At 41.0% G+C, this 19992-nt stretch carries 17 protein-coding genes and 1 pseudogene; 13 read left to right on the top strand and 5 right to left on the bottom strand.

Annotation, left to right across the window (positions count from 1 at the left end; genetic code table 11):
* The first annotated feature begins 20 nt into the window (after positions 1–20).
* Positions 21–1325: a hypothetical protein gene (locus SRRS_RS23040; protein ID WP_371363750.1), complete on the top strand. Its 1305-nt coding sequence runs from the start codon at positions 21–23 to the stop codon at positions 1323–1325.
* A 251-nt stretch (positions 1326–1576) separates the two neighbouring features.
* On the opposite strand, the gene SRRS_RS23035 is transcribed toward SRRS_RS23040, so the two are convergent.
* Positions 1577–2011 carry a hypothetical protein gene (locus SRRS_RS23035; RefSeq protein WP_371363749.1) on the bottom strand — a complete coding sequence of 145 codons (435 nt, stop codon included), beginning with the start codon at positions 2009–2011 and terminating at the stop codon, positions 1577–1579.
* 378 nt (positions 2012–2389) lie between these two features.
* On the opposite strand from SRRS_RS23035, the gene SRRS_RS23030 reads away from it, so the two are divergent.
* The gene (locus SRRS_RS23030) at positions 2390–3130 is read left to right on the top strand and encodes a class I SAM-dependent methyltransferase (protein WP_371363748.1); all 741 of its coding nucleotides are present in this window, start codon (positions 2390–2392) and stop codon (positions 3128–3130) included.
* Positions 3131–3411: 281 nt separating this feature from the next.
* On the opposite strand, the gene SRRS_RS23025 is transcribed toward SRRS_RS23030, so the two are convergent.
* Complete coding sequence (locus SRRS_RS23025) at positions 3412–3756, bottom strand: winged helix-turn-helix transcriptional regulator (protein ID WP_371363747.1); 345 nt, start codon at positions 3754–3756, stop codon at positions 3412–3414.
* Positions 3757–3881: 125 nt separating this feature from the next.
* Between SRRS_RS23025 and SRRS_RS23020 the strand changes: the two genes are divergently transcribed.
* The 6 genes and pseudogenes from SRRS_RS23020 to SRRS_RS22995 all read left to right on the top strand — a co-directional run bounded on the left by SRRS_RS23020 (position 3882) and on the right by SRRS_RS22995 (position 9148).
* Entirely contained in the window at positions 3882–4469 is a 588-nt protein-coding gene (locus tag SRRS_RS23020) for a nitroreductase family protein (RefSeq protein WP_371363746.1), read from the top strand.
* 251 nt (positions 4470–4720) lie between these two features.
* Positions 4721–5305, top strand: a complete 585-nt coding sequence (locus SRRS_RS23015; protein ID WP_371363745.1) for a DUF2284 domain-containing protein — start codon at positions 4721–4723, stop codon at positions 5303–5305.
* Positions 5306–5356: 51 nt separating this feature from the next.
* Entirely contained in the window at positions 5357–5602 is a 246-nt protein-coding gene (locus tag SRRS_RS23010) for a hypothetical protein (protein WP_371363744.1), read from the top strand.
* Positions 5603–5886: 284 nt separating this feature from the next.
* Positions 5887–6357: a hypothetical protein gene (locus tag SRRS_RS23005; protein WP_371363743.1), complete on the top strand. Its 471-nt coding sequence runs from the start codon at positions 5887–5889 to the stop codon at positions 6355–6357.
* 134 nt (positions 6358–6491) lie between these two features.
* Positions 6492–7850 (top strand): annotated as a pseudogene (locus tag SRRS_RS23000) (IS1182 family transposase); the annotation flags it as partial.
* A 452-nt stretch (positions 7851–8302) separates the two neighbouring features.
* Positions 8303–9148: a GNAT family N-acetyltransferase gene (locus tag SRRS_RS22995; RefSeq protein ID WP_371363742.1), complete on the top strand. Its 846-nt coding sequence runs from the start codon at positions 8303–8305 to the stop codon at positions 9146–9148.
* 170 nt (positions 9149–9318) lie between these two features.
* Here the strand turns inward: SRRS_RS22995 and SRRS_RS22990 are convergent, their stop codons facing one another.
* On the bottom strand, positions 9319–9696 hold the full coding sequence (locus tag SRRS_RS22990; protein WP_371363741.1) for an FMN-binding protein: 378 nt from the start codon (positions 9694–9696) through the stop codon (positions 9319–9321).
* 195 nt (positions 9697–9891) lie between these two features.
* Here SRRS_RS22990 and SRRS_RS22985 point away from each other — a divergent pair, with 195 nt between their 5' ends.
* Positions 9892–11307 (top strand): PLP-dependent aminotransferase family protein, encoded by a 1416-nt coding sequence (locus tag SRRS_RS22985; RefSeq protein WP_371363740.1) that lies wholly within the window; start codon positions 9892–9894, stop codon positions 11305–11307.
* A gap of 110 nt (positions 11308–11417) precedes the next feature.
* Here the strand turns inward: SRRS_RS22985 and SRRS_RS22980 are convergent, their stop codons facing one another.
* Complete coding sequence (locus SRRS_RS22980; protein ID WP_371363739.1) at positions 11418–12809, bottom strand: aspartate aminotransferase family protein; 1392 nt, start codon at positions 12807–12809, stop codon at positions 11418–11420.
* Positions 12810–12925: 116 nt separating this feature from the next.
* Here SRRS_RS22980 and SRRS_RS22975 point away from each other — a divergent pair, with 116 nt between their 5' ends.
* Both SRRS_RS22975 and SRRS_RS22970 read left to right on the top strand, forming a co-directional pair.
* Positions 12926–14317: a PLP-dependent aminotransferase family protein gene (locus SRRS_RS22975; RefSeq protein ID WP_371363738.1), complete on the top strand. Its 1392-nt coding sequence runs from the start codon at positions 12926–12928 to the stop codon at positions 14315–14317.
* Between the two features lie 761 nt (positions 14318–15078).
* Positions 15079–15465, top strand: coding sequence for a DUF805 domain-containing protein (locus tag SRRS_RS22970; protein WP_371363737.1), 387 nt, complete (start codon positions 15079–15081; stop codon positions 15463–15465).
* 319 nt (positions 15466–15784) lie between these two features.
* On the opposite strand, the gene SRRS_RS22965 is transcribed toward SRRS_RS22970, so the two are convergent.
* A complete protein-coding gene (locus SRRS_RS22965) occupies positions 15785–16690 on the bottom strand; it encodes a DMT family transporter (protein ID WP_371363736.1) in 906 nt (301 codons plus the stop codon).
* A gap of 149 nt (positions 16691–16839) precedes the next feature.
* Between SRRS_RS22965 and SRRS_RS22960 the strand changes: the two genes are divergently transcribed.
* Together SRRS_RS22960 and SRRS_RS22955 are read left to right on the top strand one after the other, a co-directional pair.
* Complete coding sequence (locus tag SRRS_RS22960) at positions 16840–18234, top strand: PLP-dependent aminotransferase family protein (RefSeq protein WP_371363735.1); 1395 nt, start codon at positions 16840–16842, stop codon at positions 18232–18234.
* Between the two features lie 824 nt (positions 18235–19058).
* Positions 19059–19952 (top strand): LysR family transcriptional regulator, encoded by an 894-nt coding sequence (locus SRRS_RS22955; RefSeq protein ID WP_371363734.1) that lies wholly within the window; start codon positions 19059–19061, stop codon positions 19950–19952.
* Positions 19953–19992 lie beyond the last annotated feature (40 nt).

Below are 19992 nucleotides of genomic sequence, written 5' to 3'. Positions count from 1 at the left end.
TTGAACAGGGAGGTTGGGCTGTGGAAAAGAACACACTGTGTTTTCCGGTGGTAGCACAAGATGCTGTTAATTATCTCATTGATAAGTATCTTGCCAATAGTCAAATCAGTTGCATTTTAAGACTTAATGGAAAATTAAATAAGACTATCTTGCAACAAGCTGTACGAATATCCCTAGATGCTGAACCAATCCTTGGATGCTGTTTCATAGCAGATGACGATCATCCTTTTTGGGAACTGCAAACAAACTTTGAAACATCTGATTTTTTTTCTATCATTGAAACTAATAATCTTGACCAAGAGTTGCAAAGGTTCGTTGGTACTCGCAATAATTTATCCCGGGATTGCCAAATAAAAGTGAGACTAATCAGGACCGAAGTAGATACTGTTTGTATAAAAGTTAATCATGCTTGTTCAGATGCAGCAGGACTTAAGCAATACTTATGTCTTCTAGTCTCAATTTACAATCAATTATTAAAAGGATTGCAGTATGTTGTAGAATCTAAAACATCAGTGAATCGCGGGCAGGATCAAATATTCAATCTTGACTATGTTACTAACGGATTGAATGAACTAATGAAAACTGGGGTTAATCAATCTGAGCCCACCGTGGCATTTCCCTGCAAATCCGGTGAAGAGAAAGAACAAGCATTTATAGTTAAGAACTATCCAATCAAGAAGATCTCAGAATATGCAAAGGCCAATTGCGCTACGGTTAATGATGTTTTACTAACTGCTTTTATTAGAAGTATACCAAAAGTTGCGGATATACAAAACAATACTATATCTTTATATTTTACGGTAGACTTGAGGCGGTATTTAGCTGATCACAAAGCAGGAAGCATGTGCAACCTTTCGGCAATGCAGGTTGTCACCCTTACTTATGATTTGGTTGAATCATTTGATGAGACTCTATCACGTTTATTGATGGAAACAAGAAGAATAAAACGTAATTATCCTGGGATTAAGAGTGCGTACTTACTGGAAATGGCACACCGGAAACTGCGATTTAAAGATGCCTGTGTACATTTTCAACAACGTCGCAAACACATCTCTACGACCGGATTGTGTATTCCGACTCTCTCAAATGTTGGAGTTATTACTGAGAAATCAACTACGTTTGGATCATTAGAAATTGTCGATTGTTATCTGGTTGGGCCGGCTGCCTTTTCACCTGACTTGGGGATTGTTACAAGTACGTTTAATGATACAGTAACCTTTGCCGTTAATTTTTTTCAGTCCACGATGCCGAAAGTAATTGTAGAGAAGTTTCTTGATGCACTATGTAATGAACTTCAGAGCTGTATAAGTAGTACGGAAAGCTAATCCCTAACTCAACGTAGATTCGAGATAATAAGGGTTGAGGAACCTCAACAAAAGTCCTGTAAGGTAAAGGCTCGAAGCTTCGAAGTCCGCGCCAGTAAACCGAGGCTCCAAGCAATTTGCTTGGAGCCTTTAGCTGTTGTTGTATGCATATTTATATGCTGCGGTATTTGCTACAGCGCATGGAAGAGAAACAATCCTTGAATTTAATTGGCAAAGTTTGAAACGAGTGATACCCGATCAGAAACTTGATTTTAACATAAATCAGAGTCAGAGTCACAGTCACAGTCAGTATCGTGATGGAATTCAATCTCCGTTGCGGTAAATGTGATTGGTCCAATAACTGTTGCTGCGCTGCCGGCATCTGTTAATTGAGCTGTAAGGAAATAGGTTGTGCGACTCGTAATACTGGTATCGACATGATTAAAGCTGGTTACTCTGTTATTATCGCCATTGGCTTCACCACTATCGTCAGCACTGAAAATTAAAGAACCTCCTACAGCATTGCGTCGGATTTGAAACAATACATTAGCTTTGCTTAATCCTGTACCATTGGTTACAGCTCGCCAACCGACGGTTCCAGTCAGAAATACTACGTCATCCCGGTCGGAGTGAATAGTAATGGTGGCTAAAGTAGTAGGGCTGGCAGAAAGGGGGATTGATACACTACCACTGGTGTTTGTCGGCAAGACAAAAAACGCAAATCTCTCAAAGTCATCATTATGATGATGTGATATAATAATCACCTCCTGGTAACAGTATATTCTTTGATGCTTTATACTGTTACACTTAACATAAAAATACGACGGACCTATTACTGAGACCCGAAGGGACACCGGGACAGGTTTTTCGTTCCAGCAAATAATATACGAAATCGCAAAAAGACTATTTAAATTTCAGAATTACGGAGTTTAGTAAGTTAGAATTGAAAATGCAAGGGTATAAATCCTGTTAGTGAAGCCCTTTGCAGGTTTTTTGTATTATAATGTAAAAGAGTATTGATAATTAGTATTGCAAAGAAAGTGTGAATTTAGTTCAAGGGATTTAATAATTAGGGGGGAACTAGTTTGAAACAAAATGTCTATGATAATGAGATTTTTTATAAATCCTATATTGAACTTAGAGAAAAATCAACAGGTCTTAATGACGTTCTTGAGATTCCAGCATTTAGAACACTGTTGCCCGAAAATTTAACTAATATGGAAATCCTAGAATTAGGGTGTGGGTTTGGGCAATCCTGTTATTGGTATATATATCAAGGAGCCGCGCGGGTCGTAGGCATAGATATTTCTGAGAAAATGATTTCCAGGGCAAGGCAACTCTATCAGCATGATAAGATAGAATATGTATGTCTTCCTATTGAAGATATAAATTGTCCTAAGGAACAATTTGATTTAGTACTTAGTTCGTTAGCATTTCATTACGTTGCTGACTTAAAAAACATTCTTGAAAGAAGTTATCATTGCCTAAAAAATAATGGATTTTTGATTTTTTCGCAAGAGCATCCCATTGCAACTGCCAAAAAGGTTCCTAACGGTTGGGTCAAAGACGAATACGGCAAAAAAATTCATTGGATATTGGATAACTATAATGATGAAGGTATTAGAAAACAAAACTGGTTAATCGATGGTGTAATTAAATATCACCGAACAACATCAACTATTATCAATACTTTGATTGAAACAGGGTTTAAGATTGTAAGAGTGCTAGAGCCATCAGCAATTAAAGAAGCGGAAATGAAAAATGATGATTTGAAAGAGGAAAGAAGAAGACCACCTTTTCTTATTATAAAAGCGCAGAAAATATAAGTTGATTTTTTGTCCCGTTAAATTATATAGCTTCAGCCAATTAAGTTTTACTAAAAAACAAGTAGCAATTAGGACTTTATAAATAAAGTAAGCCCCCGATAATGGACAGGATAAAAGTCCATACCGGGGGTTTTCGTATGCTCAGAAGACGTAAGAATATCTATATGGATGAATTAGCGGGAACGGATTTTTTCTAACTGGAATTAGCTTTTTTGAGACGGTGAACGAAGCGGCTGAGCGCAAGTTCTGGCTTTCTAATGCTTGCCAATATGGAAAAGCGGTTAGGTGATGCCGGATTTTAAGCGGAGACTTAGGAAATCTTTTCCCCAACTGCATATGACATTTAGTACAGGAATAAAACTTTGACCGGTTTCAGTCAGCGAATATTCAACTTTGGGTGGAACTTCTTTATAGACCTCCCGATGTACGAGCCCGTCCTGTTCTAGTTCCCGCAATTGCTGGGTGAGTATCCCCTGTGAGATTTCGGTTAATAGTTTTTGCAACTCATTAAATCTTTTGGTTCCCTTGCTTAACTCCCATAAGATAGGAAGTTTCCACTTGCCTGCGATAATGTTTTGCACAATCAGCATAGGGCAGGTTCCTTCATGATAGACCAATTTTGCCATAGGATTTATCCTTTCCAATAGTACTATTTCTAATAGTATATAATAAAAAAGTGCGTACTTGCAATAAACGATGTATCACGGTACTATTTTGTTAGAGTTCAAAAAAATGGGAAAGAGGTGTTCGTATGGAATTTTTCGAGGTAATCAACAAACGGAGATCCATTCGCAAGTTTAAACCTGATCCTATTCCCAAGGAGGATATACTCAAAATATTAGATGCGGCAAATTGGGCCCCGTCGGCGCTAAACTTACAGCCGTGGGAATTCCTGGTAGTGACTGGAAATAAGAAAAATATGCTTGGCAGTAATTATGGGAAGATTGTTGATCATTATACGAAGGATTGGGATGCAGCGCCAGACAAAGCGTTTATGCCGCGACAGGAATTTATTCAATTTGCAAATATTTATGGAGGCGCACCGGCTGTCATCATCGTATTAGTCGAGGCGCATAAAGATCCCAAGTATCAGAAGGCTTTTATAGAGAGTGCCAGTGCGGCAATGGAAAACATGCTTTTGGCGGCAACTGCTCTAGGCTTAGGCGGTTGCTGGATGACCGGCCCTTTAGATGATGAGCAATATCTGCGCGAAGTGTTGTCTGTTCCGGACGACAGAGAAATTGTTGCAATTAGCCCTTTGGGATATCCAATGCTCATTCCTGATGCCCGGCCACGCCTGGACCCGGATTTGACGCGAAAAGTCAGATGGCTGGAATAATTTCAGTATAATAAAACGGGCATGACTTTAGTTAGTGGACTTTGAGCCAGTAACGGCAAAATCCTGTAAGGTAAAGCAAACCTTGCAGGATTTTTGTATTATAATGGTAAACAGATATGATAAATAATATTACCAAGAAAGTATGAATATAGGTCGAATTAAGGTGGGGTCATTGTAACCAGGTTTAGTAACGATGAGTCAAAGAACCGTCACCTGACTCACATAACTAACTATGAAGAGAGGTAATTAACTTGTATCATACAAAAATTAAAGTTGGCTCAATGCGGTTAAGCGATTTTATCAATAAATATCAGGATCAAGAGAAGTTTATGGCCTACTGCAGAGAGTGCAAGAATTATAAATCACGCTGGTCTTGCCCACCGCTACAATTCAATGCTAATGAATTTTTGCAGGACTTTCATTATATTTATCTCTTCGGTGCCCAAGTGATTTATGATGCAGAGACAATCAAATCGGCTGATACTCCCGAAAAAATCAGAGATATTACTACACAAACCTTAAAGGAAGTAAAAAATAAACTTGCGAATGAACTGCTAGCCCTTGAAGTAAAATACCCGGGTAGTATTAGTCTAGCTTCTGGGGGTTGCCACCTATGCGAGCATTGTAAAAGAACCGATAATCATCCCTGCGTATATCCCGAAAAAATGCGCCATTCATTAGACTCGTTTGGCTTTGATCTTACCGCAATTACATCAGAACTACTTCAAATTGAGTTAAAATGGTCGAAAGATAGCTTACCTGAATACTATACTCTCATACATGCATTGCTAACCAATAATTTGCATGAGAATATCCTGGAGAATTTCAAACTCTAAAAATAAAAGATGGTGCATGGAAAGAAAATGATTTATGAGGAGTAAGGATAAATGAAACTAACAGTAAACAAAAAATTATTCCTAGACCAAGCCCTCCCCATAATTGACTTTGACCGAATCTCGCTAGCAGGCTATGGTGGCGTGCTAGCGGTAGCCAGTTTTGGTAACACTGTCAATTTTCGTGTGCCAGCTCACGTTGTAGAACCTGGTCAGGTTTTTCTTACTATAGAACAATGGCGTGATCTGGTCGCTGAAATTAAGGATTCTCCGGGCAGCATGGCAGATATTGAATTATAAGAGACAACACTCATCCCCTTTGATTATGACTTCTGACAGAGAGCTGTCAGAAGTCATTTTTAATTTACGAAAATTATTGTCATTTTAGGCAGCTTTTCTAAAATTATTCTAAAATTAGGCAGATATAATTCTAAAAGATACTAAAACTATTATATTTTGGTAAACGCGAGGGGGTATAAATAAGAAGAAGTGAATGAAGCCGTAAAACTGTCGACTACTATTGTTTCCGTTTCCAAATTTTTGTTACATAATCGAATCAAACCTACTTTAAGGAGATGATTTTCTTGAAAAAACTTTCTATTTTGGTTTTGTTTACTTGCTTTCTTGTTACCGTATCAGGAAATGCTTTTGCGTGGAGTGACCGCGCGGAAGGCCGTCCTGAGCAATCTCTAAGACAAATGATGCATATCCCTAGTTTGTCTGTCTGGCATAACGACAGAAACGAATTCCATCTAAAGTCCACCAGCTTGCGTTCTCAACATGTGTTCACAGGTCTAATTCGTACCGACGGACGTTTTTATGATATCGAGGAGAAAGACATGGAAAATGGCGATTTCGTTAAAGTTGACCGGAAACGTGACACCATCCGTTTTCGTTTAACCGGCCGCGGCATTGACGAAATTAGCTTTAAAGTCAGGAACGGCGATTTTGTTAAGTTTGATCTGTACAAAGACGGCGATGAGATGCCCCGCGAAAATATATTTATCGGCAAAAAGGGCTGGCATCCTCGAGAAAATCGATTTACCTTAAAATAACTGCAGCAATACCCGGCCTTTAGGCCGGGTCAGGCTGTCGACAAAGTCGGCAGCCTTTTTATATTTGAGAACCTCTTCTAATCCGGTGTGAAATATAGTAAAATAGAGATAATAAGAGATTGGGAGAGATAATCGTGCTTAAGAAGAAAAACAGAGTGATAATCGACCAAGTCGAATTTGTTTGTCTAAGCGAGCTAGTTCCACAAGATCATTTACTGCGCTTAGTTGATGCAAGCATAAAATTCGATTTTATATATGATGAAGTTAAAGATTTATACAGTGATACTACTGGCAGACCCAGTATCGATCCGGTCGTTCTGATAAAATTGCTAGTACTGCAGATTTTGTACGGTATTACATCTATGCGTCAAACAATTAGCGATGCTCAAGTCAATCTTGCTTACCGCTGGTTCTTAGGCTACGGCTTTCAGGAGAAGATACCGCATTTTTCTACCTTCGGGAAGAATTATGAAAGACGGTTTAAAGAAAGTGACCTCTTTGAAAAAATCTTTGAAAGAGTGTTATTTGAGGCCATAGAATGTGGTTTTATCAAAGCAGATGCTGTATTTTTTGATGCTAGTCATGTTAAGGCCAACGCCAATAAAAACAAGTATGTTAAAAAGATGGCCCAGCATCGAGTACATAAATATAAGCGTGAATTGATGATTGAAATTAACGCTGACCGTGAATCACATGGCAAGAAACCTTTTACCGATGACAACGACAATGATTCTGACGGAACAATGATTGAAGAAAAGGAAGTCAAAGAAAGTACAACTGACCCAGAAAGTGGTATGTTCCATAAAGGTGAAAAAGAGCGTTGCTTTGCTTACACCGCCACAGTGGCCTGTGAGCGCAACAATTTTATTCTTGGTGTTAAAACAGCCCCAGGTAATGTTCATGATAGTCAGGTGTTTACCGATGTATTTCAAGATGTCATTGAAAAATTTAATGACATAAAAGCAGTAGTTGCCGATTCTGGTTACAAAACGCCGGGAGTATGTCGTGAAATTATGCAAGCAAATAAAATACCGGTTATGCCCTACAAACGCCCTATGACTAAAGAAGGATACTTTAAGAAATACGAGTATGTTTATGACGAATACTATGACTGCTATATCTGCCCCAATAACCAAGTGCTAAAATATTCCACTACAAATAGAGAAGGCTATCGGGAATACAAAAGCAATCCCAAGATATGTGTCCAATGCTCACTGCGTATGCAATGTACCCAAAGCCAAAACTTTACAAAAGTCGTAAACCGGCATATCTGGGAATCTTGCGTTGAATATGCAGAGGATGTCCGTCATACTCACCAAGGCCAAGACCTATATCGCCGCCGAAGCCAAACCATTGAACGTGTCTTCGCAGATGCGAAAGAAAGACATGGAATGCGCTATACTCGCTATCGTGGCTTGAGGAAAGTACAACACTACCTCACGCTTCTTTTTGCGTGTATGAATTTAAAGAAGTTAGCAATGTGGAAAAAAAAGCGCGGTATGTTACCGCCTTTTTCAAGAACTTTTCCGTCTATGTTATCAAAATTTATGAAACTCGTAACTATTAACAAAATCCCGCTTGTTGGCCTTCCGGCCTGAAGCGGGATTTGTCTACACTCTGACCCGGCCTTTAGGCCGGGTATACTTATTTTTGTCCAACTGAAGCCTGCATTAAAAGAATCGTCACCTGACTCTCCCACCATTGAAGAATTAAAAAACCATGGTTGCCCTGCTTGTCAAAATGATACGTTCGACCTGATTGGAAAAGAATATCTTTAATGCTGACAGATTGTTTCGTTTTGCGGTAAGCCGTTAGTTGGCTGCCCGTTGCGTTAAGGAACGTCATAGTCTTATAAGATAAAGTAAGCCTTGCAGGATTTTTTTGTATTATAATGGTAAATAGAGTATGAGAAGTAATAGTATAAATAGAAAGGAGAAGATAGCAAATGTTAAATTATAAAATATTAGATAAAACAAGCACGGAAACACTTCATAAAACCTTTTTAGATGCATTTTCCGATTATCAAGTTAAAATAGATTTACCATATTGGAAGTTTATGCAGATGCTTCAAAGAAGAGGTTATGTCCCCGAAGTGTCCATCGGTGCATTTAAAAATGAAGTGTTAGTTGGATTCGTTTTAAATGGATTTCGAAAGTGGAATGGGAAATCAACTGTGTATGACCTTGGAACAGGTGTTATAGGTGAGTATCGGAGACAAGGTATAACAAGTAATATGCTTTTAGCTATTAAAGAATTGCTTAAAGATAAACAAGTGGAGCAATATTTGCTCGAAGTAATTAAATCGAATACATCTGCAGTTCAACTTTACAAAAAACAAGGCTTCCAAATTCAAAGAGAGTTTGCCTGCTTTCAGTTAGATAAAAATAAATGTAACCTAATAACAACTCATAAGGTTGAGCATGTTGACAGTATTAACTTGAAACAGTTAACGGAGTTCTTGGACTTTGCGCCTTCTTGGCAGAATTCTATTGATTCAATCAGCGCTATACCGGAAGCATTCCTATATTCTATCGTACGTGTTGATGATACCATTGTTGGCTTTGGCATTATTGACAAAAAAACAGGAGATATTCCCCAAATAGCAGTAAATAAGGATTTTAGAGGTAACGGAATAGCAAGAAGTATAATGACAGATATGATAAAAAATACAGAGTCATTTAAAATTAGTGCTCTTAATGTTGATGATCAATCAAAATCTACTAAAGATTTCTTTCTTAAATTGGGGTTTGAGTATAGTGTTGGTCAGTACGAAATGCTTTTGAGAATATAATTCTATTGATTTGCCATAGTATAAGGCTAAGGTTCGCCTCTAATATGTAAATATCAAATAGCGAAGAACCCGTGAATTTCACGGGTTCTTTGTGCTTTTTCGGCAGTTGTGCCTACGCTATAAGAAAAACAATTGGATGGATTGTAGAACCGTCTCTTTATGTTTAACTATTAAAGCATTTGTTTCGCTGAAGTTACGGTTACTTCCAGGATAGCACGCATCCAGGAGAATCTTTCTTTCATACGATCGAAATCTTCCCCGGCTGTAATAAAACGTGTAGAACCAGTTACGATAAACCCGGTTCCGGTTCCTTTGTATCCTTCGATTTTTTTGCTGGCAATCGAAAGAATCATCTCGTTCCGGTTTTTTAAATTCTTTTCTGTTTTGTTATAACCGTAAGCCGGGATGAGGAGCTTATCATCAGGGGTAACTTCGATATAGCTATTCCAGGTATTTACCAGATGAGGACCATCTTCACCGCTGGTTACCATGGAGACCGCCCCGTCGGCGGGATGAGAAAGTATGGACAATAATTTTTCGTTTAACATGAATTGCACGTCCTTTCCGAATAGTAGTCTGCGCAGTGGTTTGTTAGGTATCGTTAGTATGTCCACATTATAAAATGAAACTAACCCCAGCGAAAGGGTTAGTTTGTAAAAATAATACAGGGACAGTTTGTTTTCATAACATTGACGTTGATACGCATTCTATATATAATGGCGGTAAATCATAGAGAATCGTCGATGAAGAATGCAGGTGAGAATGTGTTGATAGTAGACAAGGTAGAGCGTAAGCCATTACACGTCCAAATCTATGAGCAGTTAAAAAAACAAATACTGTCTGGCAAACTGCTGCCCCAGACTAAACTTCCCTCAATACGTGAACTCTCCATAGAGTTATCTGTAAGCCGTAACACGGTAGAGTATGCGTACCAACAGCTATATACAGAGGGTTATATCTATAGTAAACCAAAAAGCGGCTATTTTGTCGCTGTACTAGATTCCGATTTTGTTGCTCACCCCGCCAACGTTACATCACTTGCTATAGAACAAGTCGCTGAAGGGGGAGTAACATATCAATATGATTTTCATCCTGCTAGTCTTGCACCGGATAGTTTTCCGTCAAAAATATGGCGGAGCCTCTATATTGATTGTCTAAAGGAACAATCTATACAATTTAATGTATACAGTAATCGGCAGGGTGAGCATTCCTTGCGTCGAGAAATTCAGCTGTATTTGGAACGGTCCCGCGGTGTTTTTTGTGATCCGGCCCAAATTGTCATCGGTAGCGGGTTACAAGACAGTCTAACACTTATCGCCCAACTATTACGGGATGAACATACAATGTTGGCAGTCGAAGAGCCGGGCTATTGGATTCCCCGATCTGTTTTTAGCAATAACGGGTTTGAGCTCCGTACCGTTTCGGTGCATGAAAATGGTCTTGCGGTGGAGGCGTTAAAACATACCGGTAGTACTGTCGTATATGTTACTCCCTCACATCAATTCCCTTTAGGGTATGTGATGCCGGCAGAAAACAGAATGAATCTAATTAATTGGTCAAAAATGGTGGGGGGCGTCATTATTGAAGACGACTATGACAGTGAATTGCGTTATCACGGTAAGCCCATTCCCGCCCTGCAAGGCTTACATCCAGGGGGCAATATCATATACATAGGCACTTTTTCCAAAGTCCTTTCTCCGACATTGCGTATAAACTATATGGTTTTACCACACCGATTACTCCGGAAGTATAATCAGCTTTTTAGTGATTACGCCTGTACTGTTCCTTTGTTGGACCAGCGAACATTAGCCCGATTTATGGAACAAGGGTATTGGGAACGGCATTTGCGTAAGATGAGGAACATTTACAAAAAGCGATATGAGGCAATCATACAAGCCGTTGATCGGCATTTTGGTTCGAGCGCTCAGATTGTGGGGCAAGGGGCAGGCCTGCACATCGTTTTGACGCTAAGGGACACCCGTTTTACGGAAAACGAAATTGTCCGGCGTGCTCAGGAAAAGGGAATCCGGTTACTTTCTCTCGCAGACGCCTACCTGCAGCACCGGGCAGGCTATCCCCAATTCATGATGGGGTTTGGCGGTATGCAGCCTGCGGATATTGAACGGGGTGTTGCACAATTGTATCGTTATTGCCTATAATCTTTCTATCGCCTCCACCAATAATACAAAGTACCCGCGAATTCCGCGGGTACTTTGTATTATTGGGTTTTTGAAGGATATGGTGCCGCCATCAGAACAGTTCGCCAAGGTTATGACTCTTGTCGGGCTTTGACAAACGCTGTTACTGTGCGATCAAGATCGGTCTTAGTTGTCCGATAGGAGCAGACGCTGATTCTGATTATTTTTTCCCCTTTCCATTGGGCCGGACCGCACCAGCATTCTCCGGATTGCTGAATATTATCAAGAACTTTATTCGTTATATCTGAGTTGTCACACGAGACAAGAACCTGATTAAAGCAGACTTCATTGCGAATTTGGAATCCTTCCTTTTCCAGACTCATTGCAAGATACTGTGCCTTCTGGTGTAGGTCTTCAACCAGTTCAGCCGTTCCGGAGCGGCCTAGCGCCATCAACGATGCCCACAACTCTACAGCTCGGCCTCTTCTGGACATGTCCGGCGTGTAGAGCATACCATCCCTGTTTTGGCTGTACACAATGTATGAGCCAGTCATATGTAACGCCTGCGCCAGGGCTTCGCGGTGGCGGCAAAGAATGATTCCGTTGTCATAAGGTGCGTTTAGAGTTTTATGCGCATCAACTGACCACGAGTCCGCCTGAGAATAACCGTCTGTCAGGGATTGTAACTTGGGAGAAGCCGCTGCCCATAGGCCGAAAGCTCCGTCTATATGAGTCCATGCCCCCGCGGCTCGGGCATTGCCGCAAATTTCAGCGAATGGATCAAAGGCTCCCGAATTGACATTTCCAGCTTGAAGTATCAACAGGGTTTTATCATCCAATTCAGGAAGGCTATCAGCTCTGATTCGCCCCTGATCGTCTTCCGGGACTTTGATAAGCCGGTCTTTGCCCAACCCTAGTATCGACAAAGCCTTATAGACTGTAGAATGCGCTCCTTCGCCCAGTACTACCCGGATTGGGGGGGCACCGAACAACCCTTGGCCATTTACATCCCAGCCTTGGCGGCGGAGTAAATAATCACGGCCAGCTGCTAAGCCACATAATGTCGCAGTAGATGAACCGCCGACAAAGCCCGCCGCCGTGTTTTCCGGCAGTCCTAATAAGTCGACCAGCCATTCTTCGCAGATTTCCTCGAGTACAGACATTACTGGAGAAATCACATAAAGTGCGGCATTTTGATCCCAGGCGTCACCAAGCCATTTTGCTGCCAGCGCTGCGGGGATAACACCGCCGTTGACAAAACCAAAATAGCGGCCGCCAGTCTGGGCTACTGTTGCCGGCGAACCGAAGCGGTTCAATTTGGTGAGGATTTCGTGAGGATCGACCGGGTCCTCAGGAAGTTTGCTGCGAAAAGCTTCCAAACCTTCAATAGCATTCTTTTCAGGAAAAACAGGCCGGTCCAAAACCGTACGCATATAATCTAAAGCATAGTCCTTTGCTTGTTCAAAAAGTGTCCAATCTTCCGCATGTTGCCTAAAATGATCAGAAACAGTTTTCAAGGCCATTTTTTACCTCCTTTGAGTCGGTTGCCCGACTATCTTTTTATCCAGTATAACCCTTGAAATTGTATGCAGTCAATTATATAATTGTATGCAAGACAATGATTTTAAGGAGAAGCAAGATGAATGACAAGTTTTGGCGCCCTCAAACATTGAATCTGGACAAGCCCCTCTATATTGCCATTGCTGACGCTGTCGAAAAAGATATTCGTTCCGGGGTCCTAAAGCCTGGCCAAAAATTGCCGCCGCAACGCGAACTGGCAGATTCGATCGGGGTCAACCTAAGTACCATTACCCGGGCTTTCCGGGAATGCGAAATACGGGGGCTAATCTTTGGAACTGTTGGACGAGGAACTTATATCGCTCCCGATGTTCATGTTCCAGTTGCGATGAATTCAGCGAGAAATACGGAGCAGGAACTGGTGGAGATGGGACTTATTCTGCCTCTCTATAATATAGATGAAAAAAATGCGTCCGAGATTGGTTCGATCCTACAGACGACAGATTTGGCTCCGCTGTTAAGATATTCGGAACCTAGCGGCCTGTTGCATCATCGGGCGGCTGGATCAGAATGGATCAACCGGTATGGTTTGTCTACGACGCCACATGATATTTTGGTTACTTCCGGATCACAAAACGCTCTTGCTTGTTGCCTGATGGCGTTATTTAATTCCGGAGACCGGATTGCCGTGGATGCATTTACCTATCCGGGAATTAAAACTCTTGCGTCTATGCTTGGAATTCGACTAGTTCCTATAGAGATGGACGAGTCTGGCATGAATCCGGCTGCCCTTGCGGTTGCTTGCCGGAGGGATAACATCCGGGGAGTTTTCTTGATGCCGGAAGTACAAAATCCAACCACAGTGGCTCTGTCTGATCTGCGGCGGGAAGAGTTGGCAGCACTGATTAAAAAGCATGATTTGGTGTTGATCGAGGACGAATCATATGGCTTTATCGGGCGCCTTGCGCAAACTGCCTTGAGCTCATTAGTACCGGAGCACGGGATCTATATAGCAGGCATATCCAAACTGTTGGGGGCAGGATTACGCATTTCTTTTATCGCGGTACCAGAGCGCTTTCGCAATCATTTGGAAAAGGCCATCCTTAATACCGTCTGGATGGCGTCCCCTATCAATGCGGAGATTGTAAGCCGGTTATTGATAAGTGACAAGGCGAATACGATTATCCAGGCCAAACGCCAGGAAGCGAGAGCGCGTATGGAATTAGCGGTTGCGAAACTTTCTTCGTACACAACGTACAGTCGCCCCGAGGGCTTTTTTTTCTGGATGCTTCTTCCTAACGGCTGGACTGGTCGGGAATTTGAACTTGCCGCTCAGGCAAAAGGGGTAAAAATATTTTGTGCGGAAAAATTTATGGTCGGCAACAAGCGACCCTTTCCTGCAGTGCGCGTATCGTTGACCGGACCGGAAACACAGGCTGATTTGAACCGAGGACTGGACGTTTTAGTCAGTATTTTATCGAATCATCATGGCGAAGCGGAAATGATTTTTTAATAAATTTATTTCTTAGAGATGAACTATAAAAATAGTCCTTTCAGAAACTTTTGCTTTCTGAAAGGACTATTCGTATGCGCATTTTTAGAAATACGATTATTTTAATATTTTTTCTTGACTTTAGCCAGCTGACTCGATGCTTCCCGAAAAGTAGCTATCTTACGAAGGTGCTGAAATGTCGACTATAAAATTAAAAACCAAACCACGGCTGCAGCAATAATAAACGGCAATAACTTTAATGCCAGGCATAGAATTAGAATTGCGGCCACAAGAAACAACAAGATTAACATAGTAGCCCTCCGAACAAATTTTTATGTTGTATCTTATGTCGATTAGCCGCAAATGTTCAAATTAATTTGGGAGGTTCGCTGCTTTCTTGTTTCGATTGGGTGACTTTCTTCGGCGCCGTTCTTGACTGTTTATTTTTGGAGGATGAAGTATGGGTAAAAGGAGGTAGGGGATAACCAGACAGGAATATGAAGCCATGCGAAATGCTGCCATTCTAATTTAGATTATCTGAAAACCCGCGAATATCGTGGTTTTTTTGTTGGTTGTGGCAAATGTTGGTGGCGGTAGGAAGAGACGAAATGTGTCGAGAAAACTGTCTTTTTATATCCTTTTAAAGGGAATTATGGATAAAAAGGGAATATATAATGGGATGGTTATTCGTTATATTTACGCTTTTCCGGTAGAATTCCGGGTTGTACGACATTTATTCGGAGCAGCCATTCTAATGAACCTGTTAGAAAGGAGGATAAAATATGAAATGGTATTTAGGTGTTTTAAAAAAATATGCAGTATTTAGCGGCAGAGCCAGACGTAAAGAATATTGGTATTTTGCTCTGTTCAGCACCCTTGTCCAGCTTTTGCTTATGGTGATTGACTATTCTATCGGTACTTCCGACTTAAAGACTGGTACCAGCCTACTAGTAGCTATTTATAGTTTAGCTGTTGCCATTCCCTACTTAGCTGTATCTGTTAGGCGTCTTCATGATACCGGCCGTAGTGGATGGTGGCTTCTTATAGTACTTGTTCCAATCATTGGTGGTCTTGCGTTGCTCGTATTTACATTGCAGGACAGCAAGCCGGGTGAGAACCAATATGGTCCGAATCCCAAGGGAGAAGCGTCACCTGTTTTAGGATACTAGTTTCTACCCGTGCCTTTATGTATAGTAAAGTGACAGGGATCTAAAAGTGTATTAAAGATAGTTTGAATGGAACGAGGAACCTATCTATAATTGTCCCTCAAGATAAGCAATAACCGGGTTACAGCCAACAATCGCGTTGGTTGTAACCCGGTTTGCTATATGGGGGTGGCCGCCAGATGCTTTTTGTGGCCGCTCAATCCGGCGAGTGTGGCAGGGTTAAAGCATCTACCGTGCTCAGGTAGACGGTGTACCGTAGTGCTTTGGCAGTTAGTTGGACTCAATGCTTCTTGTATCATCTGCATCGTCGGGGATGCTTCTGTTATTCCGAACTAGCGATAGGTATTTTCTTAGGAACTGTCTTTTTGATGGCGATAAGAATTGCAGTCATTGCCATTATTATACCTATAACATGCCTGATTGTAAGGCTTTCGTGCAGAAACAATACTCCGCTGAAGGCCGAACTGACCGGCATAAAAACCGTAAACAAACCCGCTAGGTTGGCAGGGACTTTAGTTATTCCCCTATACCAGAGAATAAAGGATAGCACACTTGCTGTCAAAGAATAATAAATAATTAACAACCAGATAACTGGGTTAATTTTTAGATCTACCATTAGCAACTGGTGGACTGAGAAGGGAGTAAAGAGAATAAAACCAAAAAGATTCACCATAGCCGCCATTTGTAAAGGTTTAAGTTTAATGGATAATGGTTTGGCAAGGATGGTAAATAATGCCTCTGAAACAACGGCGCAGATAACAAGCACATTTCCCTGCAGGGTATCGGTACTAGTAACGGCATTATTTCCCCACTTAACCGATATCAAGATAATACCTATAACAGCCAAACATATCGCGATAAAATTGTTTCGGCTCAGTTTCTCCTTGAGAAAAAGCAGGGCTATTAAAGCTATACAGGCAGGAGTTGTGCTTGTAATTATGCCGGCAGAAATAGCGGAAGTATAACTGACACCGTATAACATAAAAATACTGAACAGGAATACTCCAAAAAAAGCCTGCAAGAACAGCATTAACCACTCTTTTTTAGTTAAATTGAATCTTACATCTCGTTGGATGAACAGCATCGGTACTAAAACCAGCGATGCTATAATAAACCGGATATCAGAAAATAAAAAGATGGGAACTGACTGGATAATTATTTTACCGACAGCGATATTGATACCTACCAAACACATCGATAAAGCTAGCTGAATATACGCAAGATTCACAGGCTTCCCCCTTCACTATTAAAATATAAGCCTAAGTCAAATAAATCCCCCTTCTTGTTTCATATTAGCAAGAAGTAGTGGCTCTGTGCAGAGCCACTACTATATAATATTAACAGGGCCACTTTGTTTCGGAGGGGAGGATATTTATTATGAACTGGCTGCCTTTAGATCGTTCTTCACCGAGTTCTCTATCCCGTCAGATTTATCTTCAGCTGCGGAAAGCCATTCTGGCAGGTCACTTACAAGCAGGTGAACGAATTCCTTCTACCCGTGAACTGTCCGGTCGTCTCAATATTTCAAGAAACGTTGTTGCGGATGCTTTTGACCAACTCCAGGCGGAAGGCTACATCGTTGGCAAACATGGTTCGGGCACTTATGTAGAAGAACGTCTCTATCTCTCCGGACAGAAAATTTTGTCACCTCAACTATTTCAATCTTCGGCTATTGAGGAAGAGAAAAATTTGTCATGTGTCGATTTTGGCGTAGGGGTACCTTGTCTGGAGGCCTTTCCCAAGCGAAAATGGGGTACGATCCTCAAAGAAGTATGTACTACTGCCCATGAAAACTATTGGCGGCTCGGTCCTAGTGAAGGTATTCCTGAATTACGCCGCGCTCTTGTTGAATATTTGCGCCAATACAGAAACGTAGTCTGTGAGCCAGAACAAGTGATAATCACTGCTGGTGCGGTTCAAGCTCTTTCCATTGCCGCGCGTGCCCTGCTAACTTCTTCCGCCTCTGTACTAATGGAGGACCCTGGCAATAAAGTTGTTACCAGAATTTTTTCTCTTGCTGGAGGAACTGTCATTCCCTGTGCAGTCGACCGGTACGGTTTATTGACAGATCGTTTGCCACGGAATACGAATCCGGCTCTCATCTTTGTCACACCCTCGCACCAATTCCCTATCGGCGGTCATCTACCGGTACAGCGCAGAGTAGAATTGGTTCAATACAGCCGTCACACTGGAAGCTTTATCATCGAAGATGATTATGATAGCGAGTTCCGCTACGAAGGATATCCCATCAGTTCTCTGCAAGGTTTGGCACCAGATAATGTCATATATATCGGCTCATTCAGCAAAAGCTTGTTTCCCTCTCAGCGGCTTGGTTATCTTATCGTTCCCGCTTCGCTCGTTTGTAAGTGCCGTGAAATAAAGCACCTGTCAGATAGGCAATGCCCCGCTTTGGAGCAGTTGGCTACAGCTCGTTTTATCTTGGAAGGGCATTTTGTCCGGCACATTGCCCGGATGAGGAAAATGTATAAAGCAAAACGAGATCATCTGCTGAGAGAATTGCAGTCACGATTTAATCAAATTGAAATTTTCGGAGCTTCGACAGGAATGCACGTAGTTGCCAGGTTTTCTGATAGAGTCTTTGATCAGGCGTTGTTAAATGTTTGCAGGAAAGAGGGTGTGATTGTTTATCCGGTTGAGGAACGTGCTTTACTAAAAGGCAACTATTCCGACCATATAATTCTTGGCTATGGTCATCTTGACTCAGCCCTTATTTCCAAGGGAGTAGAGCGTCTGGCAACGGCACTCCGATGAGAAAATATGGTATTACTTTTGCCGAACTAGGATTAACTCTAGTAACTATGCGGGTGGCAATAGCTTAGATTACTTTTAATACTTTTTCTTGACTTTAGCTAGCGGAAATTTAAGTTTCTGTTTGTCGGTTAATGTAAGAATAAGATAGAATGAATACATTTACATTTAATGGAAAAGTGGTAAACTGTAATTACAGAGTGATTATTCCTTCGTATTCATCCATTGGACTTATTTAATAAGGGGGTGGGTATTGTGGGGTTTATCACGAATAAAGACATACTAGCAGCAATTGCATCTATTTTACCAATAATTGCATCTACTTTAGCAATATTAAAAATAATCCTCGAGTTTTGCTTGAAGTCGCAAAACAAAAAACGTTCTAATACCCGCAGAAAGTATCATCACAAGTGAGCCCTTTGGGCTCTTTTTTTATACTAAAGTAGCTGCAGGATAAGGATCGTTTTGATAAAGATAAAAAGAAGACGATCGGATAAACCGACGTATTTTGAATGATCTTAAACAAAAAAAGACTGCCGACAATATTATCGGCAGTCTAGGCCTTTGAATTATTTTGGCAATTAGACTGGCTTCTGGCAGATCATCTTTGGGATTTAGTTTCTAATCGACGATGCTTCCTTCTTAAATTAAAAGAAGTTATTGACTCAATAGTCATATTTAATTTCTCTTTTGGCAGAAAAAACGGTATTATAGAGATTGCGGACACATTATATTGTTTGTCAGTTATAAAATGATGTCCGGCAATATAACTTCCCTAAAAGTATATTGGTCAATAATATGTAAAATTGTTGGATGGGTTAAACTATATGGATTTAAGACTACTACAAACGTTTCTTATGGTCACAAAAACCGGTAATGTAACCCAAGCTGCGGAGCAATTGGATTTTAGTCAGCCTACGGTAACAGCGCAAATCAGAACACTGGAAGATCATTTTGGCGTCTTATTGTTCGAGCGGGTAGGTAAAAAGCTATATATAACAGAAGCGGGTCGCCGGTTAATCAGTTACGCGGAAAAATTACTGTTAATACACGGAGAAGCACAGGCCGTCTTACAAGAGTTCGCACAGGACCGGACGATTAAAATAGGTCTTGGTACGGCTGTTGCGGCGCATACGCTTTCGCCTATTCTGCTTGAATATCAAGACTTAGTTAAAAATGTGACAGTGAATATTGAACATTGTTTCAATATTCCGGCTACGATTAAAGGAATTTTAGATAATAGCTTTGATTTTGCATTTGTTCATGATAATATTTCCAATAGCCGAATTGTACAATTCGAAGTAATCGTCCAAAAACTCGTCTGGGTTGCGCGTCCGGATTTAATTAAACGGTATGGCAATAATATTTGGAACCTTCCTTTTATCGCACTAAAACAAGATAACGTCTATCGTCCCAAGTATGACCAGTATATACAGGAAAAATCAATAACCCCTGCTTTGATATACAGTGATTCCGAGGCAATTAAGCAGGCGGTCATAAATGGATTAGGAGTAGGAGTGCTGCCGGAAGTATTAGTTAATCCTAATTTGGCAGATGGAACACTGCTGGAGCTTAGTAATACACCAGAGTTGGAAATTATTTTTTCTGTGGTATTTCACAGAGACAAAACATTTACTCCGGCTTTACGTACGTTACTAAACCTTGTTGCGGAGCACGCAAATATTAGCGGCGGATTATCTGAGTATTTACAGTCGCTGTAATTGAAGATGCCGGGGCTGGGTGCAGGGAAAACTAAGACTT

The sequence above is a fragment of the Sporomusa rhizae genome (assembly GCF_041428845.1).
Lineage (GTDB): Bacteria > Bacillota > Negativicutes > Sporomusales > Sporomusaceae > Sporomusa > Sporomusa rhizae.
The sequence above is the reverse complement of the archived record's forward strand: the minus strand, read 5'-3'. Positions and strand labels throughout refer to the sequence as shown.